The sequence below is a fragment of the Thalassospira sp. NFXS8 genome (assembly GCF_040148805.1).
GTDB lineage: Bacteria > Pseudomonadota > Alphaproteobacteria > Rhodospirillales > Thalassospiraceae > Thalassospira.
This window is the reverse complement of record NZ_JAGEMF010000001.1, coordinates 1240596-1265064: the sequence shown is the minus strand read 5'-3', so window position 1 is coordinate 1265064 and position 24469 is coordinate 1240596. Positions and strand designations below refer to the sequence as shown.

The following is a 24469-nucleotide window of genomic DNA, read 5'->3' as shown; positions in this document are numbered from 1 at the left end:
ATGGCATGGAGAGGGGCACCATGTTGCGGAAGATCACGTTATGTGCGGTGGTTTTGCTGGTTGCTTCTGGTGCTAGCGCAGGGGCGGTTGACAGTGCCGGTTACCTTGACCAGGTGCTTGGCGATGCGTTGGGCCGTTCGCTGGGCGAATTTGATGCCCGGGTGAAGCTGGAACAGGAAACCCGCGAAACCCGCCGGATAGAGGGCGATAAACTTGATGCCATTCGCAACGCTGAAATGGAGATTCAGTGGGCCGAATATGAAAAAGCCAAGGCCGAGAAAAAACGCCAGGCAAAACTGGTGGAAGAAAACGAAGCGAAAATAAAGGCCGCCCGCCGTGCCGCCGACATTGCCCGCATTGAAGCCATTCGCAATTCAGGTGCCTCAAACGCGCAGGCGCAAAATAACGCCACGATCATGGATGCGATTAACCGGGCTGCAAACAACATTGCCCAGGCCGAAATACAGGGCCGTGCCGCTTCGGAAAATGCGTATGCCACGGTAAATGCACTTAATGCCGCCCGCCGCGCCCAGGCCGATGCCGAGGCGCGGCTTGTCGCCGCGCAAAATGCCGCAGCGACCCGTGCGGCGCAGGCCCAGGTGGAAAATGCCCGCAAACAGGCCGAAGCCGCCCGCCTTGCCGCTGCCCGACAGGCCAGTGCCGCGCAAAGCAGTGCGGCCGCCTCAGCAACAATTATGGCCGGTGTGGTCAAGGGTGGGGCCGGTGGCGCGATAACGGGCAATAAGGGTTCTGATAGCTATGTTGCCTTTGGTGGTGGAACGGCGATGTCGCCTTTGGCGCCAAAGGCGGGCGCGGGCGCGGGCACCGGTGCCGGTGCGTCGAATGCGGGGGCAGGGGCATCTGGCGGGCCGGGCGGCGTTTTGCTTGCGGCGCGTGAACCGGTAAAACGGATGGAAGCCGTTGCCTATTGTTATACGCGGGAAAACACATCGGCCGATTTTGGCGACACACAATGGTTTTGTGATGGCCCGATTCAGAAAACCGAGCTTAAAAATACCATGTCCCAGGCGCTGGAATATGTGGGTTGTGCGGCGGCGGATATAGACCATCGCCGGGTGCCGTATCAGCAGGGCTTTATCCTGTTTTGTGAAGATGCCCTTTTGCCTTATGACCGCGATATGGCCGAAAAAATGTCGCTGCCATCCTATATTCTGGTTCGGCGAAACACCTATCACTGTAACAGCGTGGCGCGCCAATGCGATGCATCAAACGCAATCAGCGTTGTTCCCGGGCATGGGTGATATCATGAAAACAGCTATGTTTCGCGGCGGCACCATGCCCGGGTTTTTGCTTTGCGTGATGGCATTGTTTTTGGCAATCATGGCGATGCCCCAGGTGCAAATGGCACATGCCGCACCGGTCGCATCAGCCAGCGATGATTTTAAACAACTGGCAACGGCACTGGGCGATGCGGTTATCCGGGCGGATGACGGCGATACGCTGGAAATGATTGCACGTTTGCGGGCGTTAAACGTGCCGCTGGGAAATGAAATTAACTTTGCCGAAGGCCAGGCCTTGATGCGGATGCACCGCAATGATGCCGCCACAGCCAGCCTGACCAGATATATGGCAGGCAAAGGACGCCTGAAAAAACGTGCGCAGGCGATGCTCGATGAATTAAAGGCCCGCCAAACCCTGCTGGATAAAAGCTGGCGCCGCGACGAACCTTTTGGCCCCATTCGTCTGACATATCCCGATGGCAGCCATATTGCTGCAAGCAGCACGGGCGAAGATTTGGGGTATTCAAACGCCGTAAGCAGTTTTGTCGATGCGCGGGGCGTGGTGCAATGGCGCAGTGTTCTGGGCGGGACCAGCGGTGCATTTTTCAAAGCCGGAACCTTGTTGGAAGATGGCCAGTTTGTGATGGCCGGAAGTACCTATGGGCCGACCCCGATTGAGCGGACGGTGCCAGCAAATGCTGCTTTTGTGCGCTATGATGCCTTGGGGCGCGTTGTGTGGCAGCGAAATATTGGTTCCAGCACGGGTAAAAATGCATATGGAACCGGGGTGCTGGCCGATGGCAAAGGCGGAATGATTGTTTCCTATACGTTGATTGGCGCGCAGGACTATATCGAAAGGCTGGACGGGGATGGTAAAACGCAGTGGCGTTATGTGCCCCCCAAAGAAAAGAATGTCAGTGATGATCTGGCGGCGATGGTTCGCGATGATGCCGGGAATATCTATTTGCACATGGAGGGGATCAACCCGGTGCTGCGTGTTTTAAACGCGCAAGGCCAGTTGCTGCGTGTGGTTAAGCCGCAGCCCCCAACCACCGGCTTTGGCAAGGATTTTTGGGAAAAACACAGAAATTACACCCGTGTCACGAAAGCCGCCCTGTCACCGGACGGGCGCCATATATATTTGTATGGCGCAAGTAGCTTTGGCGCATCAAGGCGGTCACGCGGGAGTTTGTATGTTGTGGATACAACAACAGGTGCCGTGCCTTGGGTTGTTGATTTAGGGGCCATGGTTGATTATCGCGATGGGGATTTTTCCTTTGCTGCGGATAATAAAGGTGTGGTGGTGACCGGCGTTATCGTGCCTGAAACCGGCCCGCAAGAAGGCAAAAGCTTTTTTACAATCACCCGCTATGCCGCCTCGACCGGGGGAAAGGTTTGGGAACGTAGCGAGGAAGTGGGCAGCAATTTGCGGTCGCATCTGGCAACCGTTTCCCTGATGCCATCGGGCATTATGGCCGGGGTGCGGGTGGGCAACAAATTTGAAACGGTGTTTTTGTCGCACAAGGATTTTGATGCGATCGAGGCCGACCCGACAGCCGATGCGCCCGTTGTTGCCTTTTTGCCCTTTAGCCAAAATACCGAAGCCCGGCAAGCCTTGCTGCTGGGGCAGGCCCGGGACCGGTTGAATGCGGCAAATGCCCGTCTTGCCCAATGTCAGGCCAGCCTGATTTCGTTAAACCGGGTTGGGGTTATTCGCGAAGTGCGCGCCGATTGGGGATTTGTTGTTGTTGATCTCGACAGCCCGTCCGGCCCTGGTGGCGATATGCTGGTGCAACGTGATGATGGCGTACTGATAAAATTAAAGCCGGGTAAAAAGCCCAACCCCCGGGCCATCTCGGCCATACCGGAAGATAACAGTTTTAATCAGTTAACATCCGGGATGGCGGTTGTGGTGTCGGGGGATGTTCCCCCGTCGCGCTGCCCGGCGGAACTTGCCGCGATGAATGCGGCGCAACAAGAACTTGCCGGGTTAAGCGGGTCACAAACAAAATAACAGGTCATGATCGCACAGGCCGGCACAGGATCAGGATACAGATAGCGGCCGTCATCGCCTGTGATGCCAAATTAAAGGTCACAGCGGCAGGAACAGGGCGGGTTCTTGCCGTTACAGTTTTAGGGAACAAGTATGAAAAAGCGATTTTTGGGGATGGGGTGCCTGGCTGCTTTTATGCTGGCCGGGTGCGAATTTAAAGACGCGACGATTGACCGCACGGCAGTTGATTTTATGCCAGCGGATGTTGCGCTAACATTTCTAAATAACAATGCCCGCCCCTGGACCGACGGATATGATCCGTGTGTTTTAACCGAACATGGCGTTGTGATTGACGGGGATTTATACCCCTACGCCAAAATGCACCTGATCATTGAACGGAACGCCATTGGCGATTTTTATGATTTGCGGGTGATTGAAAACACACTGATCATTCCGGAATATTGTTCGTACTACAAAGGGCCGGATGATACGGGCTCGACCGAGGCCGAAATACGGAAAATAGACCGGATTGGCACTGCCTTTGCCGCCCTTGGGGTGGTTGTGCCCGGGGCCGGGAACTAATCAAATTGTATTTTTATCCAGCAAGGGTCAATAAATGATGGTGTTGTCGATGCCGTGTTGTGCATTGCCGGGAATTTTGATGGATCAAAATTAACACAATAAATTATGTTATTTAAAAAAATTTGACTAACTAGTAGTGGAAAATATATAAGACCTACAAATCGAATTTCTTTTTGGAGGTTGCATACCATGCGTTCTTATATTCTGGCAGGCATCGCCGCCATTTCCCTGATGGTTGGCGCAACCGCCGCCCAGGCCGAACGTTTGACCGAAAAGCCGCTGGTTGATACATCCTGGCTGGCCGATAACCTTGGCAATGCGTCAATGGTTGTGGTTGATATTCGTTCGCCGGGTAAATCGGGCAATCCCTATTCTGCGGGGCACATCCCTGGCGCGGTTGCTGCGCCCTATGGCAAATTTGGCTGGCGTTCAAAGGTTGGCGACGTTGTTGCCATGTTGCCGCCCGTTGACGTGATCGCGCAGCGCGTTGGCAGCCTTGGCATTGATAACGACAAGCAGGTCGTGATTGTCCCCGCGGGCGATAATTCCAGCGATTTTGGCGCTGCCACCCGTGTTTACTGGACTTTCAAGGTGCTGGGCCACGATGCCGTGACCATTCTGGATGGCGGTCAGCGGGCCTGGGTTGCTGCCGATGGTGACATTTCGACCGATGCCGTTGCCCCGCAACAGGTGGCTTTCACCGCCCATTATCGCCCTGAACTGGTTGCCAGTGCCGATGATGTTGCTGCGGCAAAGGCCAATGGCGTTGCCCTGATTGATGCCCGCCCCGAAGCCCAGTTTGAAGGCAAAAGCAAAAGCCCGGTTGTTGCCCGTTATGGTGCGATCCCCGGTGCGGTCAATATTTCACAGTCGAAATTCTATGACGAGAAACAGGGTAAATTTGTTGCTGCCGATGTGATTGAACAATTGGCAGGCAAAGCCGGTGTTTCGCAGAACAGTCAGGAAATCACCTATTGCAACACCGGCCATTGGGCGTCGGTGGCATGGTTTGGCCTGTCGGAAGTGGCGGGTAACAAAAACACTAAAATGTATGATGGCTCGATGACCGAATGGGCCGCCGATCCGTCGCGCGATGTGGTAAAAACCCAATAATTTCGCGGTTTTTACGGTTGCCGGTATGTGTTTGCATTATGGGGTGATCCCTGCAGGGGCAGGGGGCTGAAACATCACTCTTATATTGTGAGGCAAACATACCGGCGCTGCGCGTAACAATATCGGGCTATGCCGGGGCGGAACTTCAGGGGCGGCTTGATCATATCTTCAAGTGGCCCCTTATGCGTTCGATGCGCCCGGCTTTGTCTGAAAATCAAAATATTCAGGATCAATCATGGCTGATACCAGCGGGGCTGCGGCCCGCACCCAAAGCGCACCCATGCCCCGATTTACCTTTGATCGTGGCCCGGCGGCGATTTGTGCCGTTATCTTTATTGCTGTTGCGCTGATTATTGCCCAGGCCGTTAGCCTGCATCAGATGGTGGTTTATCTGATTGGCGGGGTGTTGGGGCTTGCGCTTTATCATGCGTCATTCGGTTTTACCGGCGGTTGGCGTCGCATGGCGGTTGAGCGTCGCGGGCGCGCTATGCGGGCGCAGTTGCTGATGATTGCGGTTGCCGCCATTGCCTTTATTCCCCTGCTTGCCTTCGGCGCACCTTTGGGCAACCCGATTGTCGGGGCATTGGCCCCGGTCGGGGTGTCGGTGCTGGTCGGGGCCCTGATGTTTGGTTTTGGCATGCAACTTGGCGGTGGCTGTGGTTCCGGTACGCTGTTTACGGCGGGCGGTGGTTCGGCCCGCATGTTGGTGACCCTGGCCTTTTTTGTTTTCGGTGCGCTCATCGGCACGGCTCATTTGCCCATGTGGCTGACCTTGCCGGCCATTCCCGCTGTGGGGCTGGGGGCGGTTTTTGGCCCGGCAGGCGGGGTGGCTGTAACGCTTGTTGCTCTGGCACTGGTCGCGTTGATTACGGTGGTGATTGAACGTCGCGCCCATGGGGCGCTTGAAACGGTTTCTGCCCCGTCACGTTCAGGCTGGCCGCGTTTTTTTCACGGTCCATGGCCGCTGGTGGGAACCGGTCTTTTGCTGGCGGGGATGAACGTCATCACCTTGCTGGTGACCGGTCACCCGTGGTCAATCACGTTCGGGTTTGGGGTCTGGGGCGCTAAAATCGCCCAGGTGTTTGGCGTTGGTGTTGAAAACTGGGCGTTCTGGAACTGGCCCGGACCGGCGCGCGCCCTGCATAATTCAGTGCTGGCCGATGATACATCGGTGATGAATTTTGGCATTCTGATCGGGGCGGCGCTGGCAGCGGCCCTGGGCGGTAAATTTGCCCCGCGGGTGCGGGTGCCACTGGCATCGCTTGTGGCTGCGGCAATTGGCGGCGTTTTGATGGGGTATGGTGCCCGTCTTGCCTTTGGCTGCAACATTGGTGCGCTGTTTAGTGGCATTGCATCGGGCAGCCTGCATGGCTGGTTGTGGTTTGCGGCGGCCTTTACCGGCAGTTTGCTTGGCATTGCCGTTCGCCCCGTTTTTGGCCTTGATGGATTTAAAAAGAAATGACCGATCGTAATTATTTGCTCTATGGCGCGGTTTTTCTGGCGGCAACAGGTGCCATCGCCGCCGACCATTTTAGCCACGCCACAGCCACCCCTAATCCACCTGCTATTGCCAAACCGGCACCGGCGGCATCGGATAACGGAAATCCGTGTGCGGCGGCTAATCCCTGTGGCGCAGGCAACCCGTGTGCAGCGGCCAGCCCCTGCATGGCCAACCCTTGCGGTGCAGCGGGCACCAATGCCAACCCGTGCGCCGGGTTTAATCCCTGTGCTGCTGAAAATCCCTGCTGTGCGGCAAACCCGTGCGGTGCAGCTAACCCGTGTGGCGCATATAATCCATGCGCCGCGAGTAACCCTTGTGCGGCAAGTAATCCGTGCGGGGCGTTTAATCCCTGTGCTGCGGGCAACCCGTGTGCGCCAGCAATGAGCAATCCCTGTGCTGCTGAAAACCCTTGCGGGGCGTACAATCCTTGTGGGGCAGCTGGCCAATAAGGGTGCCGGTAACTGATTGTAAATCAATATCTTCCAATCTGTGCTAGGGGGCGGTTTATGCGCCTTTCTTAGCGTTTTGGGGGATGCATGGCGGGTCGTAGGTGGGGCGAAACTGAATTATTGGTGGCCCTTAAGATTTATTTCGAGCTTGAGTTTGGGCAATTCCACCAATATCAACCTCGCATTATCGAGATTTCTAAAGTGCTGGATCGGACACCAAGTTCGCTGGCGATGAAGTTATGTAATTTCGCCAGTCTTGACCCGGCGATGAACGGCAAGGGCCTAAAAGGGGCAAGTCAGGCTGATCGCGACTTGATGGCAGCCTTTGTTGCTGATCCGGAAAGTATCGTTGCTAAGGTTGAAGATGCCGTCATGCGCGTCCTTGATTGCGATCAGTACGACGATGGCCTTAATGGTTCAGTGCTGCCACCCCGTCAATTTGACGAAGGAGATATGCCGTTTTTGGGACGGCCCCCAGCGGTGACAGAGCGTGTTTCCCTGCGTAAAAATCGCGTCGGGCAGTCATTTTTCCGAGATGCAGTGTTATCGGGTTATTATCATCAATGTGGAGTCTGTGGGCTAAAGATAACAAACTTATTGGTCGCATCGCATATCGTGCCGTGGAATCAGCGCCACGATTTAAGGTTGCGGCCTGATAATGGCATCTCTCTTTGTTCGATCCATGATAAAGCATTTGACCTAGGGTTTTGGACGCTAGACAGCCAATTTCACATCAGGTTGAGCAAAAAGTTACAAGACGATAAATCCGATATCTCTATGAGTTATTTCGGTAAATTTGACGGATGCAGTCTTAATTTACCGTTTCGGTTTACCCCAAATGCCGAATGCCTGAATTGGCATCGCGAAAATGTTTTTTTAGATGAGAAACTCTAAGTTCTCTGTAGATTCGCTAAAAACCTTGGGGGCAGGTTGAAATATCCCGTTTGACAACGTCATGGAACTCTGCGTATCTTGCCCAAGTCATTTGATTGCTCCAGTAGCGTAGAAGGAACGTTAACCTGTTCCTGCCTGTTGAGTGGTTACGGAAGAACAGCATGGAACTGCCCTGCTACGCGGGTAATTCGAAAGAGATGCAAGGCGCAGACCTGTAAGTTAAACATATCAAGGGCCGATTCCCTTTGTCTGCTGCTGCAAACCTAAGAGAACTATTTATTTGACCCAGTTTTCGGATCTCGGCCTGGCCGAGCCCGTACTTCGAGCCTTAACGCACGAAGGTTACGTTACGCCGACGCCCATTCAGGCACAGGCCATTCCTTCCCTTCTGGAAGGCAAAGATCTTCTGGGTATTGCCCAGACCGGCACCGGCAAAACCGCTGCTTTTGCACTGCCGATATTAGACCGTCTTTCCAAATCAGAAAAACGGACCGCACCCCGGCATTGCCGTGTATTGGTGCTGGCGCCGACGCGTGAGCTGGCCGCACAGATTGGCGACAGCTTTCGTGCTTATGGCCGCTTTACCAAAACCACTGTTGCGGTTGTTGTGGGCGGGGTTTCCCCCGGTCCGCAGATCAAGGCAATTACGCCGGGTGTCGATGTGCTTGTCGCAACGCCGGGCCGTTTGCTTGACCATGTCGACAGCGGCAAGCTGAAACTTGACCAGGTCGAAGTCGTCGTTCTCGACGAGGCCGACCACATGCTGGATCTCGGCTTCCTGCCGCCGATCCGCCGTGTCGTCAAGATGCTGCCAAAATCCCGTCAGAACCTGTTTTTCTCGGCTACCATGCCAACCCAGATCGGACAGCTTGCCGGCGATATGCTGCGCGATCCGGTCAAGGTTTCGGTAACGCCGGTCTCCACTACTGCTGAACGTGTCAATCAGTCGGTTTATCTGATCGAGGCATCACGCAAGCGGGCTTTGCTGGCCGAGTTGCTTGATAATCCTGCTTTTGGCCGGACCCTGGTTTTTACTCGCACCAAACGCGGGGCGGACCGGGTGGCGCGCCATCTGGAATCTTGCAAAATCAGTGCTTCCGCCATTCATGGTAATAAAAGCCAGAACCAGCGTGAACGCGCCCTGGCAGCCTTTAAGGATGGTCAGGTTCAGGTTTTGGTTGCCACCGACATTGCCGCACGCGGCATTGATGTTGATGGCGTGACCCATGTGGTCAATTACGAACTTCCCAATGTTCCTGAAAGCTACGTTCATCGTATTGGTCGTACCGCCCGTGCGGGTGCTGCGGGCCATGCGATTGCGTTTTGTGCGGATGATGAGCGTAGTTTGCTGCGCGATATTGAACGCACAACCCGCCAGACCATTCCGTCGATTGATCGTCGCGATGCGAAGGCCGCAGCCCAGGAAGAAGCTGAATCCGCTGCGAACCGTGCTGCGCAAGGCCCGCGCCGTTCCAGCCGTGGTGCGGCTGGTAATGGCAATGGTGGCCGCCAAAATAATGGTGGCAGTGCCAATGGTCGTCGTGCAGAAGGTGGCCGCAATGGCGCTGCCAACCGTAGTGATGGCCCGTCCGCAAAGCCGGCGCAAGGGCGTTATAAAGGTGGGCGGAAGCCGGCTTCTGATGCGCCGCGTGGTGAAAATACAAATATCGCCGCAAGCGGCACCACAGACGGGGCTGCTGCACAGCCGGTAAAAACCGGGTTTGTTGCACGTAATAGCCGCGATGGTGCCCCGGCCCGTTCCGGGCGCAGTGGCAATGGTGGTGCCGTGCGCGGAAACGCGCCGCGCAATAATCGTAATGACCGTGACGGCGGCAGTGATGCCAGCCAGAACCGTATCGCTTCCAGCGTAGCGTTTCTGGGTAAAACGTCATCGGGCAAATCCGGTGCGACCGGCAATGGCAGTGCAAATGCCGATGCGGGGCGTACCAGCCGAAATTCACGAAATTCCGGTCCGGCAAGGGGAGCTGCGAATGCTTCTGATCGTGGCCGGTCGAAAACAGGAAATCGCCCGCGTCATTCTGTCGCGTAAGCTGATTTCCGAAAAAGATGGACAGGATCCACGCGGGGTTCTGTCTGACAGTTTGGGCCAACTATACTCATAGGAGAGATTAAAATGGCAACTGGTACCGTAAAATGGTTTAACGCAACCAAAGGCTTTGGTTTCATTCAGCCGGACGAAGGCGGAAATGACGTTTTCTTGCACATCAGTGCAGTTGAACGCGCTGGCCTGCGTCACCCGCAGGAAGGCGACAAGATCAACTACGAACTGCGCACCGACTCACGTTCGGGCCGCGTTTCGGCTGACGATCTGACCGCTGCCTAATTCGGTTTGTTGCCTTTCGAGGTAACGCTGAAATTGCAAACCCCGTCCGGGTAACCGGGCGGGGTTTGTTTTGTTTGGTGCAACGATACAGCCACCTGCGGGAAATATCGAAAACATCGCAGCACAAAGTAACCCTGCCCGAAAAATAGTGATCAGGGGCCGCCAGGGAGGTTGCGAACAGTCATGCTGTCTGAGGTGTAATACCCATAACCGCTTAACGAATTGGGTGGTTGTCGTGGTGCGGCTTACGCTGCGATGTCGTGGTTATGGGCGTAAAAACGCTATGTTGGCCCGGGTGGCGGCACTTAACACATGGAAATGCATGGCATCGCGGGCGCGCGACGGGTTGCGTTCGCGTACAAACCGTAACACCTGTTCATGTTCCTGGAGCGGGGCCTGTATGGCTGCTGCGTTGGCAAAGGGGAGCATCTGGTTTTCGTGAATGCTTTGTGCCGTAGGGTGCATTGCCTTGGCAAATAGCGGATTATCGGCTGCGTGCAGCAAAATATTATGAAATTCGGTATCGGCCTTTGCGGCCTGAAACAGATTATCATCAAGAAATGCCTGGCGCATTTCTTCAATGCTGTTTTGCAAATCTGACAAATGTATGTTGGTTCTTGCCTGTGCGGCCAGCCCCGCGACATAAGGTTCAATTGCCAGCCTGAACTGATAGACCTGTGCTGCGTGCCGGGTGGAGCGGGCGTCGCGCGGCGTGCCATCTTGCGGGTCCGTCACAAACACCCCTTTTCCGGCCTGAACACGAATAAGGCCAAGTGCCTCCAGTGTTGCCAAAGCCTCGCGCAGGCTGGCGCGGCTGATGTGAAGCTCCTGCGCAAGAATGCGCTGGGAGGGAAGCGAGTCTCCTGTTTGTAATGCCCTGGTTTTGATGAGTTTTCTGATCTCTCGTGTGGCACGTTCGGGCGCGCTTTCGGTTTGTTTCATTGAAACTCCCTTAACTGGTCAGACCAGATGGATAAGGCGGAAATTTTTAATTCCGTTATATTTCAACACTTTTCGTAAAATTTGAAGTTGTATTTTGCTGCGATGCAAAAATTAGCATGGACAATAGTATAAAAAATATGCACCAATTAACAATGATCAAAAATTAAACTTATCTCAAATATGCAATTCGGAGAGGCACATGAAGAATTTCCTGAAGGTAACACTTGCCGCAGTGGCAATGATGGCGGCCCCGCTGGCCGGGGCATCGGCGGCGGGCGCGCTTTCGGCGATCAAGGATGCCGGTGTAATAAAAATCGCCGTCCCGCAGGATTTTCCGCCGTTTGGCACTGTTGGAACCGATATGCAGCCCCAGGGCTATGACATTGATATGGCCAAGCTGATTGCCAGTGATCTGGGTGTTAAGCTGGAAATGGTACCGGTCACCACCAATAACCGTATCCCTTACCTGACGACGGGCAAGGTTGATCTGGTGATTTCGACGCTGGGCAAAAACCCGGATCGTGAAAAGGTTATCGATTTTACCGACCCGTACGCCCCGTTTTTTAACGGCGTTTTTGGCCCGGCTGATATCGAAATTAAAGGCCCGGCAGACCTTAGTGGTCACACCCTGGGTGTCACGCGCGCGACCATCGAAGATATGGAATTGCAGAAAATCGCGCCCAAAGATGTCGATATCAAACGATACGAAGATAACAACGCCACCATTTCCGCGTTTCTTTCCGGTCAGGTCGAAGTGATTGCCACCGGTAACGTAACCGCCGCTGCAATTATCAAACGCAACCCGCCGCGCAAGCCGGAGCCGAAATTCCTGATTAAAAATTCGCCTTGTTATGTCGGGCTGAACAAGGATGAACCGGAACTTAAAGCCAAGGTAAACGAAATTATTGCCGCGTCGCTGAAAGATGGCCGTCTGAACGACATTTCCATTCAGTGGCTGGGCAACCCGTTGCCTGAAAAGTTCTGATCTCATCTCATCGCGACAAACAGGTGATAGCTTTTTAATGGCTTATCAATTTGATTTTGGCTCAATTCTTCCACACTGGAAACTGCTGCTGGATGGCGTTGTGCTGACAACCGAACTGGCTGCTGTTGGGGCTGTCGCCGGTGTCGGGTTGGGTATTTTAGGGGCGTGGGCGCGAAGCTCACGCATCCCGGTTATCAGCCAGATTGTGGCTGTCTATGTCGAACTGATCCGCAATACGCCGTTTCTGGTGCAATTGTTTTTCATCTTTTTCGGTTTGCCTGCGCTGGGGGTAAAGCTGTCTGAATTTCAGGCTGCTGCCCTGGCAATGGTCATAAATCTTGGTGCCTATTCGACCGAAATTGTCCGTGCAGGTATTCAGGCCATCCCGCAAGGGCAGATCGAAGCGGCCCAAAGCCTGGCGATGAACCGGGTGCAGATTTTTCGCTATATCGTTATCCGCCCGGCCTTGAAAAAAATCTGGCCGGCTTTGTCCAGTCAGGTGGTGATCGTCATGCTGGGGTCTTCTGTCTGTTCGCAAATTGCCGCCGAAGAACTGACCTTTGCCGCCAATTATATTCAGGGCATGAATTTTCGCGCTTTCGAGGTCTATTTCGTTACGACCGGGATGTATCTGGTGATGTCTATTGTGCTGCGCCAGATTTTGAAAATCTTTGGTAACTTTTTGTTTGAACGGCGGCACCATGCCTGAATTTACCCTGTGGGACATTGTTTATAATTTACTGCTTGCCGCTCGCTGGACGGTATTGCTGTCGCTTGTGGCCTTTGTCATGGGCGGGTTTGTCGCCCTGGTGTTATTGCTGGTGCGCACGGCAGGCAACCCGTGGGCCATGCGGCTGGTGCGCGGCTATGTCGAACTGTTTCAGGGCACGCCGCTGTTGATGCAGTTATTCATTCTGTTTTTTGGCTTGCCCCTGATCGGCATTGATGTTTCGCCCTGGATCGCCGCGATGCTGGGCTTAACCCTGTTTACCAGTGCGTTTTTAACCGAGATTTGGCGCGGTTGTGTTGAATCGGTCAATAAAGGCCAGTGGGAAGCATCGGCAACCCTGGGCATGAATTTTACCCAGCAAATGCGCTATATCATCCTGCCGCAGGCCTTGCGCATTGCAGTCGCACCCACGGTTGGTTTTTCAGTTCAGGTGGTTAAGGGCACAGCTGTGACCTCGATTATCGGCTTTGTCGAACTAACCAAGGCGGGAACCATGATCACGAACGCCACTTACGCGCCCTTCACCGTCTATGGCTGTGTTGCTGTGCTTTATTTTGTCATCTGTTACCCGCTGTCGCTTTATGCCCGTCGCCTGGAAGGAAAACTTCATAATGTCTCTCGTTGAGCTTCATGCCATTCACAAAAGTTTTGGCGCGGTGCAGGTCCTTAAGGGCATTGATCTGAAAATCGATGAAGGGCAGGTTATCGCACTGATCGGGCGCAGCGGATCGGGCAAAAGCACGCTTTTGCGTACCATCAATGGCCTGGAAACCATCGATGACGGCACCATCATGGTCGCAGGTAAAAAGGTTGGCGATCATGACACCGACCTTCTTGATCTGCGGCTGAATGTCGGCATGGTATTTCAGCAGTTCAACCTGTTTCCGCATTATACCGCACTTGAAAACGTGATGCTGTCGCCGCAGGTGGTGAAAAAACAGTCCAAAGCCGAAGCCCGCGCCATTGCCGAAGAAATGCTGACCAAGGTTGGCCTGGCCGATAAAATGACCCATTACCCCGACCAGCTTTCGGGGGGGCAGCAACAACGTGTTGCCATTGCCCGCGCCCTTGCCATGAAGCCGCGCGTGTTGCTGTGCGATGAAGTCACATCCGCGCTGGACCCGGAACTGGTTAACGAAGTGCTGGCCGTTGTGCGCCAACTGGCCGAAGAAGGCATGACGCTGGTGATGGTGACCCATGAAATGCGTTTTGCCCGCGAGGTTTGCGATACACTGGTCTTTATGCATCATGGCCGCATCCACGAAAAAGGGGCCCCCGAAGCGGTTTTTGCTAACCCTAAAACACCCGAACTGGCAAATTTTGTTGGCGGGCTGGCCGGTTAGGCTGGTGTCACTTATGTGACAGTTTCCAGTTGTTGCCGGTTTATGGTTTTCCCCTTTCGCGACAGTCCCTAAAACAGGCTTTCGGTTTTGAAGGTGTGTCGGGGATGGATCGGTTATGAACAAGCGGGTAGATACGGCGCAAACATCCGGCAAGCAGTTGCAGCCCCCTTTAACCGGTGCAATGGCCCTTCTCGACCGTTTCCCGTTTCTTGTTCTTGGGGTTGTGCTGGTGGGGGCGTTTGCCTCGTCGACATCGGCACCGCTGGGGGGCTTGTTTGTTGTCGACGGGCTGGGCGAAGCACCGTGGAAAATTAGCGTCGCGGCCATTATCAAGGTGGTGGTAACACTGTTAACAAACCGGTATTACGGCCATGCGATTGATCGCGGGGTGCCGGTTCGCCGTTTGCTGCTAATCAGTATTACCTGCTTTACCATCGGTATGGGAATTATCGGTACCTTTCAGGTGTATTGGGTTTATGCGGGTATTGCCTCGGTCCTGATCGGGGTTGGGTCCGGCGCGTTATCGGTGGTGTATTCGTTCGGGCGTTTGTTTGCCGAACAAACCGGACGTGACGTTAAAAAGTTTAATTCCTGGTTGCGGATGCAAACATCGCTGGGCTGGATGGTTGGCCCCGCCATATCATTATCGGTTTATGGCGCATTTGGTTTCACGGCCATCTATTTTGCCATTGCGGTGTTAGGCGCGGCGTGGCTGTTATTTTGTTTTTGTGTGGTGCCACCAGCCTTTAAAACCCACCATCCCGGCAGTATCACGCCGGGGCAAAAGGTGCCGTTTAATCGCGGTTTGGTGCTGGCCTGTATTCCGGTCTATCTGATTTCGACCGGGCATGTATTGTTTTTAACCGCGATGCCGCTTTATTTCACAACCGGCCTTGGCCTGGCACCCGCTGCCGCCGGGTTTGAACTAACGGTGAAATGCTTTGTCGAGGTGATCGCAATTTACGCATCAGCCGGGGTTATCCATCGCATTGGGGAACGCAGGGGCCTGATGATTGCGGCAAGCTGTGCGGTGTTGTTTTTTGCGCTGGTGTATCATGCGCAAACCTTGCTGCATGTGCTGGCCTTGGGGGCGTTGGATGGCCTTTATTACGGGCTGTTTGCCGCCATTGGCATGACGTTTGTGCAAAATTTTGCCCGGCATCGGCCCGGCATGGCAACCAGTTATTATATCAGCACATTGTTTGTCGGCGGCCTTACCGGCAACCTTTTAATGGGAACCATTGCCAACTGGTATTCGTTTCATGCCACGGTTGCGGTTTCCGGTTTTATCGTTGCCCTTGGCGGTTTGGTGTTGCTGATCATTGGCGACGCCCCCGCCGAAGAAGCACCCCCGCAACAGGCATGATCCACTTGACTTTGGCGCATCTGACGCGATGATCAGCCCATGTCAGATCAAAATCAAAACCCAACACCCCAGCGCCCCCGACTGTTTGTTGACGCCGATGCCTGCCCGGTAAAGGCTGAATGCGAACGTGTTGCCGAACGCCACCGTATCGAAATGTTTCTGGTGTCGAACGGGGGCATTCGCCCGTCGCGCAACCCGCTGATCCACAGCATTTTTGTCCCGCCCGAACCCGATGCTGCCGATGACTGGATTGCCGAAAATGCCAGCACCAATGATGTGATTATCACAGCCGATATTCCGCTGGCGTCGCGCGGGCTGGAACTGGGCGCGCATGTGTTGGGGCCGACGGGCAAAGCCTTTACCGAGGCCAATATTGCCAATGCGCTGGCCGGGCGTGAAATTGCTGCCCATATGCGTGAAGTCACCGGCGAGCAGGGCCGTAATGCCGGTTTCACGCAAAAGGACCGGTCGCGGTTTTCCAGTGCGCTGGAAGTTATGGTTCAGGCAGCATTGCGCGCCTGAGATTGGTTGCATGCTTAGGTACAAGGCCCGGAGCATAACGTTTCCGGGCCTTGTCTTTGTTATTTTAAGGCGCGTCAGAATGGATAATGCCGCTTGCCGTTCTGAATGGTGATCCAGCGCATGTCGGTAAATTCATCAATCGATGCCTTGGCGCCAAATCGGCCATAGCCACTGGCTTTAACGCCGCCAAACGGCATTTGCGCCTCGTCATGCACGGTGGGGCCGTTAATGTGGCAAATGCCGCTTTCAATTTGTTGGGCGACCTGCATGGCGCGCGAAACATCGCGCGAAAATACTGCCGATGACAGGCCATATTCACTGTCGTTGGCAATGCGAATGGCTTCGTCTTCGTCATCCACGCGCATCACACAGACCACCGGGCCAAAACTCTCCTCGCTGTAAATCCGCATTGATGACGTGACATGGTCCAGCAATGTGGCGTCCATCAAGGCGCCATCGGCCTTGCCCGACCCCGCCATTAACCTGGCCCCCTTTGATATGGCATCGGCCACCAGTTCCTCGATCCGGCGGGTGGCTTCGGCAGTAACCACGCCGCCCAAAATATGTTCGCCCCCGGCCGGGTCGCCCGCGGTCAGGGTTTTTGCCCTGGCGGCCAGTTTGGCAACAAAATCATCGCCAATGGCATTATCGACAATGAGCCGCTCGGTCGACATGCAGATTTGGCCCTGGTTCATATAGGCCCCAAAGGCCGCGGCGTTAACGGCTTCGTCAATATCGGCGTCATGCAGCACTAAAAACGGGGCCTTGCCGCCCAGTTCCAGCAAAACCGGTTTTAAATGCTGTGCCGCCAACCCGGCAATAATGCGACCCACCCGGGTAGAGCCGGTGAAATTAATGCGGCGGACGGCGGGGTGGGCAATCAGGGTTTCAACAATTTCGGGCGCATCTTCGGGGGCATTGGTAATCACGTTAACCACACCTTCGGGCGCGCCGGCTTCACGCAGGCAATCGCCGATTAAATGGTGAATGGCGGGGCAAAGCTCGGATGCCTTCAGGATCACCGTATTGCCGCAGGCCAGCGGCATGGCAATGGCACGAATGCCCAAAATGACCGGGGCATTCCAGGGGGCGATACCCAAAACCACACCGGCAGGCTGGCGAATACCCATGGCAAAACTGCCCGGCACATCGGATGGAATAACATCACCGGTGATTTGCGTGGTCATTGATGCTGCTTCGCGCAACATATTGGCGGCCAGATGGGCGTTAAACCCGCCCCACATTGCGGTGCTGCCGGTTTCGACCAGCACCCGGCGGCCAAATTCCTCGCCTTTGCTTTCCATAATATCGGCGGCTTTGAGCAAAATGGCCCGCCGCGCACCAGGCCCTGTTTTTGACCATGCAGGAAACGCGCTTGCCGCGGCATCGGCGGCACGAATGGCATCGGCACTGGTTGCCGCGGCGGCCGTGGTGGCAATGTCGCCGGTTATCGGGTTTTTGCGGGTAAAGGTGCGGTTCTGGCTGGCGGGTGTGTCGGTATTATTGATCAACAGGTTAATGTCATACATCGGAACATGATCCTCGGTGGGGCTGGCATTGCAGCCGGTTTGTTTGTGCTGCGTAATCTGATGTTACGCTGGTTTTGGCATCGGCCACCATACGGGTAACCGGTAAATCGCCCCTGCCACTTATCCATGACCGTGTCATTTAGGCCTGCCTGTGGCTGGAACAATCTTTTGGGCCGTGGTGCAGATAACCTGTGGTTCCGGTTTTCGCAATCCGGCCTATTTCAACCGGTTTTTCAAACGATACACGGCAATGGCACCGGTTACGTGGTGGCGTATGAAGCGTGCAAGCCATCTTGCTTACGATACCAGTTTTGCCGCAGGGCCGTAATAAACACGTATAGTTGATCCGCACCGGTACTGGACGACGTAAACAAATCTGACATATTTGTGAAATGGCAACGCGGGGCTACGGGGGTACTCTGTTATGCAATTGTAGAAAATGGATGAATCATTTGAAACGTCGAACAACGTTGTTATTGGGGCTGGCTATGGTGCTGATATTGCCATTCGGGATCAGCCTTGCCCAAAATCCCCCCGGCAATGATGGTGCAAAGAACAGCTGGCGCACAGCGCCGCGCCATTCAGCGGGCATAGCCCCCGATCCGGTGGCAAATGTCGATACCGCAATCGTGCAGGTCTATGCGGCATCGACCTATAGCTGGCGGGGTTATTTTGCCGTTCACACATGGATCATTGTTAAACATAGCGGCGCCAATGCGTTTACCCGTTATGATGTTGTTGGCTGGGGTGGGGGCAATGTTGTTCGCACCAACTATGCCATTCCCGATGGATTGTGGTTCGGCGCAGAGCCGGAAGTTCTGGTTGATCTGCGCGGCGACGGCGTCGATGCGATCATTGATAACGTTGAAAAAGCGGTGCAATCCTATCCCTATCCGCAGCAATATCGCAGCTATCCCGGCCCCAACAGCAATACCTTTATTGCCCATATTGGCCGTGAAGTTCCGGCACTTGATCTTGATATGCCAGCCAATGCAATTGGCAAGGATTACCGCGCCATTACCAACCCGGTGGGCCTGTCGCCGTCGGGAACAGGGGTGCAGGCGAACCTGTTTGGCATGTTAGGTTTTACCGCCGGGCTGGAAGAAGGTCTTGAAATCAACCTGCTGGGGTTAAATTTCGGCATCGATTTTAACCGCCCTGCCATTCGACTGCCGTCTATTGGCCGGTTGGGCTTATCGAATAATGGATCGCTGGCTGCTGATGTAGAGAACCCGTAGCGGGTTTAAGTATCGGCGCTGTGCTTTTGTCTGGTTAATCGAAGTGCTTTCCAAAGGGATAGGCACTTCGATTATCATATGCTGATCAGTCAGTTTTGACCTGGTTTCTAAGACTGGCCAGTTCCGCAAGAATATCATTTGCAAGTTCGGCAGGATAACCCCAATAGTCGAAAATTCCGCCTTGCGCGCTATTTTGCCCGCAAACAACAAAAACACCGGTGCCATACTTGTGTTTCAAGTGGTTGGCTAACCAGCCGACAAAGCCACTATTGTCCGCTCCGGCTGGGAAATGCAGCCTGAATATCTGAAACTGTTCGCCGCGATCGTCCTTTGCAGGGACAAGCTGGCTCCAGACATCGTCATCACGCACGATTGCCAGTGCATCTTTGCGAATGCGTGCTGAAAATTCCGTAATCGGAAATTCATCGAAAATATAGGGTTCGGCATAGGCCTTAAACTGTGTTTGCACCATGACCTGCCGTAAACGGGTATCGGTTTGTTCCGGTGTTTCCTGTGAGATATTAACCAAAATCAGTCTCCGTTCGAGATTTTCATATGCGTGGAAAGTATTTTCCCGGCATCTGTTTTGTGGATCGAGAGTGTTGCCTGCCGTGCCTGTCTGATTTCTATGACTATGGTGTGCGTCCTTTGCGATATTGATTTTGTCTGGACGGTATGAGAGAGAAAGCGATCAGGGTAGGCTGATAAAGTAGAAACCAGAATTCAGTATGAGATGATATCAGACGCATTTGATCCACGTCTTTTACGGGTGTTTGTTGCGGTATGCTCGCATGGCAGTATAAACCGTGCAGCAAGCGAGCTTGGACGAACGCAATTCGCACTTAGTATGCAAATTCGTCGGCTGGAAGATGTGGTCGGCCAGCCCTTGTTGCGACGAACCGGGCGGGGTGTGGTGCCTACCGATGACGGTGAAGTGATGCTGGCCTATGCGCGGCGGATTTTGATGCTGTGCGAGGAGGCCGCTGCGCATTTTCGCAAAAATGTGGAGATTGGCGAAATTCGTATTGGTTTGACAGAAACCATCGCCGATTCCACCCTGCCTTCGGCACTTGCAAGGCTGAGGCGCACTTTTCCGGGATTGCATTTGAATGTGACCATTGATCACGGCAGCGCGCTTGGGCAGCGCTGGAACGACGGGATGCTGGATCTGGCAGTGGCGACATGCTCGGCCTTTTCGGCCGATCCGTTGGAAGTTTGGGATGTAAACCTGAACTGGGTATGCGGAATTGATGCAACGCTTGACCTTGCTTCACCGCTGGATGTGATTGTTAATGCCGAGCCCTGTGCCTGGCGCCGCATTATGTTTGACAAATTAATGGAGGCAGAGCTTGAGTTTCGCGTGGTCCTGACCAGCCATAATATGGGTGCGATGATTACGGCAGTTGAAAACGGCCTTGGCCTGGCATTGATGACCAGCGAAAGCGTTAATACCCGAACCATGCGCGTCGTTTCATCGTCTTTTGGCGGAACGCCACCTACGGTGAAATATGGGCTGTATGCTGCGAGAAACCGATCAAACACAATTGATGCCGCGATTGATGTGGTGCGGGAAAATCTGGGAGCTTTAACAGGATAATAGTCACAGGTGACGGGCCGGGCCGTATGGACAAACAATGGCCGCTGGCCCGCTGGTTTGCAAAGGATAACGACCAGAACATTATGTATGTTTTGGTCGTTATTTTGTTTGCAAACCGTTTCAGGCAGCCAGCTTAACCAGCATTTTCCCGGTGTTCTTGCCATCGAACAGGCCAATAAAGGCATCGGGGGCTTTGTTAAGGCCTTCGTAAACGGTTTCACGCCATGTCAATGCGCCCGATCGTACCAGGTCAACCCCTTCGCGGACAAATTCGGGGTAGGATGACCAATGATCTGAAACGATAAAACCTTCCATGCGGGCACGTTGTGCCGTCAGGCGAAACAGGTTGCGTGGCCCGGTGGCTTTTTCGCGGTCATTATAAACCGAAATCATACCGCAAACGGCAATACGGCCATTGATGTTGATATGGTCAAGGGCCGCTTCCAGATGAGGGCCGCCAACATTTTCGTAATAAACATCAATGCCATGCGGTGCGGCGTCATCAAGGGCGGCGGAAAGGTCATCGGTTTCGCGGTAATTGATGACGCTATCAATGCCAATGGTGTTTTTTAGCCAGTCAGCTTTGTCGGCGTTACCGGTGCTGCCAATAACACGGCACCCTTTGGCCTTTGCCAATTGACACGCGACCGAGCCAACGGCACCGGCTGCGGCCGAAACAAACACGGTTTCACCAGCCTGGTACCGGGCGATTTTGTTAAGACCAACCCATGCTGTCATGCCGGGCATGCCCAGGGGGCCTAAAAAAGCCTGCTCGGGAATGTCCGGGGTATCGGGCAGGGGATGCAAATAATCGCGTTCCAGCAAGGCATGGCTGCGCCATCCTGTCATGGATGTTACTAGGTCACCTTCGGTAAACCTTTTATCGCGCGATGCAATAACGCGGCCCACGGCGTGGCCTTCCATTGGGGCATTAAGGGCAAAGGGCGGGATATAGCTTTTGCGCGGGCTCATGCGGCCGCGCATATAAGGGTCAACCGACATCCAGATGTTTTCGATCAAAACCTCGCCATCCAGTGGTTTTAATACCGGAACATCAACAATTGAAAAGTCGTCAGGGGCGGGGACGCCGCTGGGATAGCGCAGCAAATGTACTTCCTGCGCTGTTTCGGGAATTTCGGGAAAGTGGCTGGTATTGGTCATGGGTCCTCGGCAGGTTTTCGGCATTTTAAGGGATGCGGAATGGCAATAGGCATCCGGCCTGCTTCGGAACTAGGAAATCCAGCCGTTATGTGCAACCGTTTATCCTGGTAATTCGGGGCGTTTTTTTAACTGTTCAGCCACCAAATCGCCGAATTTAACAGGGTTGCAAACCCTACCCACAAGGCATAAGGCACCATCAACCAGCCAGCCATCCTGTCAATGGGCCAAAACACGGCGATGTTGGCAAGGATCAGTACCAGTAGTGGAACGATGTCAATTAACCCTGCCAGTGGGGACTGCGCGCCAAAGAACAAAAAGGACCACAACAGATTTAATACCAGTTGCGCGCCATACAGGATGAAAACGGTGCGCCCGCCCGTTTGGGGCAAAAAGCCGGTTTTGCACCATACCCGCCAGCCAGCGACCGCGATCAGGGCGTAAATGATGCTCCATACCGGGCCAAATAACCAGTTTGGCGGGTTGAAAAACGGTTTGTTCAGGGTTTGGTACCAATCCCCGACGCTGGTTGCCGTGGCGGCGCCACCGGCAACCGAAATGATCAGGCACAGAACCAGAAACGCAATCAGTGCGAAAAACCGGGTGCGGTGGTTTGGATTAAATTCGGGCGACATTGCCACAGGGGCCGGGCCGGAATCCTGGGGTGTGGGCGACATTTGGGCACCTTGTATTTATCAAAACACAAACGGCAACCTGAAGGGTTTCAGGTTGCCGTTGATTATAACGTTGCACAATCGGTTCGTGCGTCATCAATTTCGTGTGTTTTGCGTAATGCGTCGGTGTTGCCGGAAAAAACGGCGGTATTACGCCGCTGCAACGCCTGAAACATCTTCCATCAAATCAAATGCGACAATGGCCGCCATGACATCTTCATACATGTGCAAATGGCGGATTTTGCCGTTTTCAATGACCAGATGAAAGGCAACATCGCGGATTTTCTGTTTGGACGATGTCGTGGCTTTTTCGCCGATTTGCCCAAACAGGGCAACATGGCGGTCGCTGATCATAAGGCGTGTTCCCATTGACCGGCTTTCGGCCGGGGCATGGTTGGGCCACAGGCGGCCAAACAGCGCAGCCCGGGCCGAAATGTTATCGACAGGTTCGGCGTGGTCATAGCTGTTATCACCCGGCAAGTTCCACTGCATACCGGTCGCAAACATATCGGCAACCGTTGCATCCTGTGCAGCGAGCCGGTCAAAAAAGGATTCGGCGGTTTCTTTCGTCGTCTGCATGGCAGCCTCTGCGCATGGGTAAATTGGTATCACTGATTTATTGCATCATAATAATGGAAAAATAATGGTGATAGCGGGCAATATCGTGACAGTGCGTTCTGTTGTCAGAACGCTGTCAGGAGGGCGCAACGCTGTACGACACGGTGGATGCAAATACTGATCTCGTGATATCCGCAGACCAAAGCGGAAACAGCCGTTTTCAGGTTAATATTCCAGGGCAGGCATTGGCATCCCGGCCCGGTGTTGGGACGGGCGGAATGCCAAAATTATGTGTCGGGTTACATTTGGTTGCCCCAGGCCGGAAATGGATCGGGCAGGGCGGCAAAGGGGGCAGGGTTGAACCTGTCGTCGTAAGTGTGGGCGTGCGGGGCGGTTTGGTGTTGCACGGCTTGCGAGAATTCATCGTCGTCGATCAGGCAGCGATCAAGTCTGGCCCGCAAGGCTGCTTCATCCATTTCTGTTCCGATAAAAACAATTTCCTGGCGGCGGTCACCAAAAACCGGGTGCCAGATTTTATCCAGAATTGCATCCCATTCCGGGCCTTCGGGCCAGCGTTGCCGCGGAACCGCCACCCACCAGTTGCCCAATGCTTCATATTGCACGGCGGCCCCGGCCTGGCTGATTTCGCCCACCCATGACGGGCGGGTCGCCACCCAGAAATGCCCCTTTGCCCGAATGACACCGGGCCATTCGGAATGAATGAAGTCATAAAAACGTTGTGGATGAAAAGGCAGCGCGCAGCGGTAGGTGAAACTGGTAATGCCGTATTCGTCTGTTTCCGGGATATGGTCGGCAAAGCCATAAAGCTCCTTTGCCCATAACGGATGTTCATGGGCGCGTTCAAAATTAAACAGGCCCGTCGCCAGTATCTTTTCTGCGGGAACATGCCCGCGCGTGGTTTCAATGATTTCGGCATCCAGATTAAGCGCGCGAATGATGTGGCGAATGGTTGCCAGTTCGTGGGTATTTACAAGGTCGGTTTTGTTTAAAATAATAATGTCGGCAAATTCGATTTGGTCGACCAGCAAGTTAACGATTGTTCGTTCATCGCCTTCGCCAAGCGATTCCCCGCGGTCGTGCAGAAAATCCTGCGAGCTGTAATCGTTTATCAGGCGGGCCGCATCAACCACGGTGGCCATTGTATCAAGCCGGGCCACGTCGCTCAGGCTTTCGCCGTTCTCGTCGCGAAAATCAAAGGTGGCAGCAACAGGTAAGGGTTCGGCAATGCCGGTTGATTCAATTAACAGATAATCAAACCGGTTTTCACTGGCGAGGCGTCGGACCTCGGCCAGCAGATCGTCGCGAAGCGTACAGCAGATGCAACCATTGCTCATCTCGACCAGTTTTTCATCCAGACGCGATAAATCGGCTCCGCCATGTCGAACCAGATCGGCATCAATGTTCACCTCGCTCATATCGTTGACAATAACGGCAACACGCAGACCGTTACGGTTGTTCAGAACATGATTTAAAACGCTGGTTTTACCAGCCCCCAAAAATCCGGACAAAACCGTTACAGGAAGTTTTTGCATGGAATGATAACCCTCTCGATATTGTTATGTTATAACATAACAATATCGAGAGGGGATGATGTCGGCAAGGGCAAAGCAGGCCAATGATCGTAAAATTTACGGCGTAAAAGTCAGGGCTGGCGATACATCATTATTGCAGCAGGTGCCAGGTGACGCC

Annotated in this window: 24 protein-coding genes; 16 read left to right on the top strand and 8 right to left on the bottom strand. The window is 54.1% G+C overall.

Going from position 1 to position 24469, the window contains the following annotated elements:
- The first annotated feature begins 20 nt into the window (after window positions 1–20).
- The 5 genes from J4E05_RS05785 to J4E05_RS05765 all read left to right on the top strand — a co-directional run bounded on the left by J4E05_RS05785 (window position 21) and on the right by J4E05_RS05765 (window position 6391).
- On the top strand, window positions 21–1262 hold the full coding sequence (locus J4E05_RS05785; protein ID WP_349593231.1) for a hypothetical protein: 1242 nt from the start codon (window positions 21–23) through the stop codon (window positions 1260–1262).
- 4 nt (window positions 1263–1266) lie between these two features.
- Complete coding sequence (locus J4E05_RS05780) at window positions 1267–3255, top strand: hypothetical protein (RefSeq protein ID WP_349593228.1); 1989 nt, start codon at window positions 1267–1269, stop codon at window positions 3253–3255.
- 132 nt (window positions 3256–3387) lie between these two features.
- Entirely contained in the window at window positions 3388–3816 is a 429-nt protein-coding gene (locus tag J4E05_RS05775; protein ID WP_349593225.1) for a hypothetical protein, read from the top strand.
- A gap of 189 nt (window positions 3817–4005) precedes the next feature.
- Window positions 4006–4929: a sulfurtransferase gene (locus J4E05_RS05770; protein WP_085589250.1), complete on the top strand. Its 924-nt coding sequence runs from the start codon at window positions 4006–4008 to the stop codon at window positions 4927–4929.
- A 235-nt stretch (window positions 4930–5164) separates the two neighbouring features.
- Window positions 5165–6391 (top strand): YeeE/YedE family protein, encoded by a 1227-nt coding sequence (locus tag J4E05_RS05765; RefSeq protein ID WP_349593222.1) that lies wholly within the window; start codon window positions 5165–5167, stop codon window positions 6389–6391.
- Between the two features lie 19 nt (window positions 6392–6410).
- Here the strand turns inward: J4E05_RS05765 and J4E05_RS05760 are convergent, their stop codons facing one another.
- Window positions 6411–6818: a hypothetical protein gene (locus J4E05_RS05760; RefSeq protein ID WP_349593219.1), complete on the bottom strand. Its 408-nt coding sequence runs from the start codon at window positions 6816–6818 to the stop codon at window positions 6411–6413.
- Between the two features lie 148 nt (window positions 6819–6966).
- On the opposite strand from J4E05_RS05760, the gene J4E05_RS05755 reads away from it, so the two are divergent.
- The 3 genes from J4E05_RS05755 to J4E05_RS05745 all read left to right on the top strand — a co-directional run bounded on the left by J4E05_RS05755 (window position 6967) and on the right by J4E05_RS05745 (window position 10117).
- Window positions 6967–7773 (top strand): HNH endonuclease, encoded by an 807-nt coding sequence (locus J4E05_RS05755; protein ID WP_349593216.1) that lies wholly within the window; start codon window positions 6967–6969, stop codon window positions 7771–7773.
- A gap of 280 nt (window positions 7774–8053) precedes the next feature.
- Window positions 8054–9823 carry a DEAD/DEAH box helicase gene (locus J4E05_RS05750; RefSeq protein WP_349593213.1) on the top strand — a complete coding sequence of 590 codons (1770 nt, stop codon included), beginning with the start codon at window positions 8054–8056 and terminating at the stop codon, window positions 9821–9823.
- An 84-nt stretch (window positions 9824–9907) separates the two neighbouring features.
- On the top strand, window positions 9908–10117 hold the full coding sequence (locus tag J4E05_RS05745; protein WP_073953706.1) for a cold-shock protein: 210 nt from the start codon (window positions 9908–9910) through the stop codon (window positions 10115–10117).
- A gap of 264 nt (window positions 10118–10381) precedes the next feature.
- Here J4E05_RS05745 and J4E05_RS05740 read toward each other — a convergent pair whose 3' ends face one another.
- A complete protein-coding gene (locus J4E05_RS05740; RefSeq protein WP_349593209.1) occupies window positions 10382–11059 on the bottom strand; it encodes a FadR/GntR family transcriptional regulator in 678 nt (225 codons plus the stop codon).
- Window positions 11060–11258: 199 nt separating this feature from the next.
- Here J4E05_RS05740 and J4E05_RS05735 point away from each other — a divergent pair, with 199 nt between their 5' ends.
- The 6 genes from J4E05_RS05735 to J4E05_RS05710 all read left to right on the top strand — a co-directional run bounded on the left by J4E05_RS05735 (window position 11259) and on the right by J4E05_RS05710 (window position 16005).
- Window positions 11259–12044, top strand: coding sequence for a transporter substrate-binding domain-containing protein (locus tag J4E05_RS05735; protein ID WP_349593206.1), 786 nt, complete (start codon window positions 11259–11261; stop codon window positions 12042–12044).
- A 37-nt stretch (window positions 12045–12081) separates the two neighbouring features.
- Window positions 12082–12753 (top strand): amino acid ABC transporter permease, encoded by a 672-nt coding sequence (locus J4E05_RS05730; protein WP_085589265.1) that lies wholly within the window; start codon window positions 12082–12084, stop codon window positions 12751–12753.
- A complete protein-coding gene (locus tag J4E05_RS05725; protein WP_085589267.1) occupies window positions 12746–13399 on the top strand; it encodes an amino acid ABC transporter permease in 654 nt (217 codons plus the stop codon). The genes J4E05_RS05730 and J4E05_RS05725 overlap by 8 nt, the downstream gene beginning before the upstream one ends.
- Window positions 13386–14117: an amino acid ABC transporter ATP-binding protein gene (locus tag J4E05_RS05720; protein WP_085589269.1), complete on the top strand. Its 732-nt coding sequence runs from the start codon at window positions 13386–13388 to the stop codon at window positions 14115–14117. Before J4E05_RS05725 ends, J4E05_RS05720 begins: the two co-directional genes overlap by 14 nt.
- A gap of 115 nt (window positions 14118–14232) precedes the next feature.
- On the top strand, window positions 14233–15483 hold the full coding sequence (locus J4E05_RS05715) for an MFS transporter (protein WP_349593202.1): 1251 nt from the start codon (window positions 14233–14235) through the stop codon (window positions 15481–15483).
- Between the two features lie 39 nt (window positions 15484–15522).
- Complete coding sequence (locus J4E05_RS05710; protein ID WP_349593199.1) at window positions 15523–16005, top strand: YaiI/YqxD family protein; 483 nt, start codon at window positions 15523–15525, stop codon at window positions 16003–16005.
- A gap of 74 nt (window positions 16006–16079) precedes the next feature.
- Here J4E05_RS05710 and J4E05_RS05705 read toward each other — a convergent pair whose 3' ends face one another.
- On the bottom strand, window positions 16080–17534 hold the full coding sequence (locus J4E05_RS05705) for an aldehyde dehydrogenase (protein WP_349593196.1): 1455 nt from the start codon (window positions 17532–17534) through the stop codon (window positions 16080–16082).
- A 452-nt stretch (window positions 17535–17986) separates the two neighbouring features.
- Between J4E05_RS05705 and J4E05_RS05700 the strand changes: the two genes are divergently transcribed.
- Entirely contained in the window at window positions 17987–18772 is a 786-nt protein-coding gene (locus J4E05_RS05700) for a DUF3750 domain-containing protein (protein WP_503012324.1), read from the top strand.
- Between the two features lie 85 nt (window positions 18773–18857).
- Here the strand turns inward: J4E05_RS05700 and J4E05_RS05695 are convergent, their stop codons facing one another.
- The gene (locus J4E05_RS05695; RefSeq protein ID WP_349593190.1) at window positions 18858–19301 is read right to left on the bottom strand and encodes a DUF6196 family protein; all 444 of its coding nucleotides are present in this window, start codon (window positions 19299–19301) and stop codon (window positions 18858–18860) included.
- A gap of 204 nt (window positions 19302–19505) precedes the next feature.
- Between J4E05_RS05695 and J4E05_RS05690 the strand changes: the two genes are divergently transcribed.
- Entirely contained in the window at window positions 19506–20369 is an 864-nt protein-coding gene (locus J4E05_RS05690; RefSeq protein WP_349593187.1) for a LysR family transcriptional regulator, read from the top strand.
- A gap of 120 nt (window positions 20370–20489) precedes the next feature.
- On the opposite strand, the gene J4E05_RS05685 is transcribed toward J4E05_RS05690, so the two are convergent.
- The 4 genes from J4E05_RS05685 to zigA form a co-directional block, all read right to left on the bottom strand.
- Window positions 20490–21530, bottom strand: coding sequence for an NADP-dependent oxidoreductase (locus J4E05_RS05685; RefSeq protein WP_349593185.1), 1041 nt, complete (start codon window positions 21528–21530; stop codon window positions 20490–20492).
- Between the two features lie 125 nt (window positions 21531–21655).
- Entirely contained in the window at window positions 21656–22204 is a 549-nt protein-coding gene (locus J4E05_RS05680; RefSeq protein ID WP_246832874.1) for a TspO/MBR family protein, read from the bottom strand.
- Window positions 22205–22351: 147 nt separating this feature from the next.
- Window positions 22352–22780: a nuclear transport factor 2 family protein gene (locus J4E05_RS05675; RefSeq protein ID WP_085589285.1), complete on the bottom strand. Its 429-nt coding sequence runs from the start codon at window positions 22778–22780 to the stop codon at window positions 22352–22354.
- Window positions 22781–23058: 278 nt separating this feature from the next.
- Window positions 23059–24312 carry a zinc metallochaperone GTPase ZigA gene (gene zigA / locus J4E05_RS05670; protein WP_349593181.1) on the bottom strand — a complete coding sequence of 418 codons (1254 nt, stop codon included), beginning with the start codon at window positions 24310–24312 and terminating at the stop codon, window positions 23059–23061.
- Window positions 24313–24469: the final 157 nt, after the last annotated feature.

What these genes read in the sequence shown, in the direction of transcription:
- J4E05_RS05785 (WP_349593231.1), top strand. Translation starts at nt 21, where the DNA reads ATGTTGCGGAAGATCACGTTATGTGCGGTGGTTTTGCTGGTTGCTTCT.
- J4E05_RS05780 (WP_349593228.1), top strand. Translation starts at nt 1,267, where the DNA reads ATGAAAACAGCTATGTTTCGCGGCGGCACCATGCCCGGGTTTTTGCTT.
- J4E05_RS05775 (WP_349593225.1), top strand. Translation starts at nt 3,388, where the DNA reads ATGAAAAAGCGATTTTTGGGGATGGGGTGCCTGGCTGCTTTTATGCTG.
- J4E05_RS05770 (WP_085589250.1), top strand. Translation starts at nt 4,006, where the DNA reads ATGCGTTCTTATATTCTGGCAGGCATCGCCGCCATTTCCCTGATGGTT.
- J4E05_RS05765 (WP_349593222.1), top strand. Translation starts at nt 5,165, where the DNA reads ATGGCTGATACCAGCGGGGCTGCGGCCCGCACCCAAAGCGCACCCATG.
- J4E05_RS05755 (WP_349593216.1), top strand. Translation starts at nt 6,967, where the DNA reads ATGGCGGGTCGTAGGTGGGGCGAAACTGAATTATTGGTGGCCCTTAAG.
- J4E05_RS05745 (WP_073953706.1), top strand. Translation starts at nt 9,908, where the DNA reads ATGGCAACTGGTACCGTAAAATGGTTTAACGCAACCAAAGGCTTTGGT.
- J4E05_RS05740 (WP_349593209.1), bottom strand. Translation starts at nt 11,059, where the DNA reads ATGAAACAAACCGAAAGCGCGCCCGAACGTGCCACACGAGAGATCAGA.
- J4E05_RS05735 (WP_349593206.1), top strand. Translation starts at nt 11,259, where the DNA reads ATGAAGAATTTCCTGAAGGTAACACTTGCCGCAGTGGCAATGATGGCG.
- J4E05_RS05730 (WP_085589265.1), top strand. Translation starts at nt 12,082, where the DNA reads ATGGCTTATCAATTTGATTTTGGCTCAATTCTTCCACACTGGAAACTG.
- J4E05_RS05725 (WP_085589267.1), top strand. Translation starts at nt 12,746, where the DNA reads ATGCCTGAATTTACCCTGTGGGACATTGTTTATAATTTACTGCTTGCC.
- J4E05_RS05720 (WP_085589269.1), top strand. Translation starts at nt 13,386, where the DNA reads ATGTCTCTCGTTGAGCTTCATGCCATTCACAAAAGTTTTGGCGCGGTG.
- J4E05_RS05715 (WP_349593202.1), top strand. Translation starts at nt 14,233, where the DNA reads ATGAACAAGCGGGTAGATACGGCGCAAACATCCGGCAAGCAGTTGCAG.
- J4E05_RS05710 (WP_349593199.1), top strand. Translation starts at nt 15,523, where the DNA reads ATGTCAGATCAAAATCAAAACCCAACACCCCAGCGCCCCCGACTGTTT.
- J4E05_RS05705 (WP_349593196.1), bottom strand. Translation starts at nt 17,534, where the DNA reads ATGTATGACATTAACCTGTTGATCAATAATACCGACACACCCGCCAGC.
- J4E05_RS05690 (WP_349593187.1), top strand. Translation starts at nt 19,506, where the DNA reads ATGATATCAGACGCATTTGATCCACGTCTTTTACGGGTGTTTGTTGCG.
- J4E05_RS05685 (WP_349593185.1), bottom strand. Translation starts at nt 21,530, where the DNA reads ATGACCAATACCAGCCACTTTCCCGAAATTCCCGAAACAGCGCAGGAA.
- J4E05_RS05680 (WP_246832874.1), bottom strand. Translation starts at nt 22,204, where the DNA reads ATGTCGCCCACACCCCAGGATTCCGGCCCGGCCCCTGTGGCAATGTCG.
- J4E05_RS05675 (WP_085589285.1), bottom strand. Translation starts at nt 22,780, where the DNA reads ATGCAGACGACGAAAGAAACCGCCGAATCCTTTTTTGACCGGCTCGCT.
- zigA (WP_349593181.1), bottom strand. Translation starts at nt 24,312, where the DNA reads ATGCAAAAACTTCCTGTAACGGTTTTGTCCGGATTTTTGGGGGCTGGT.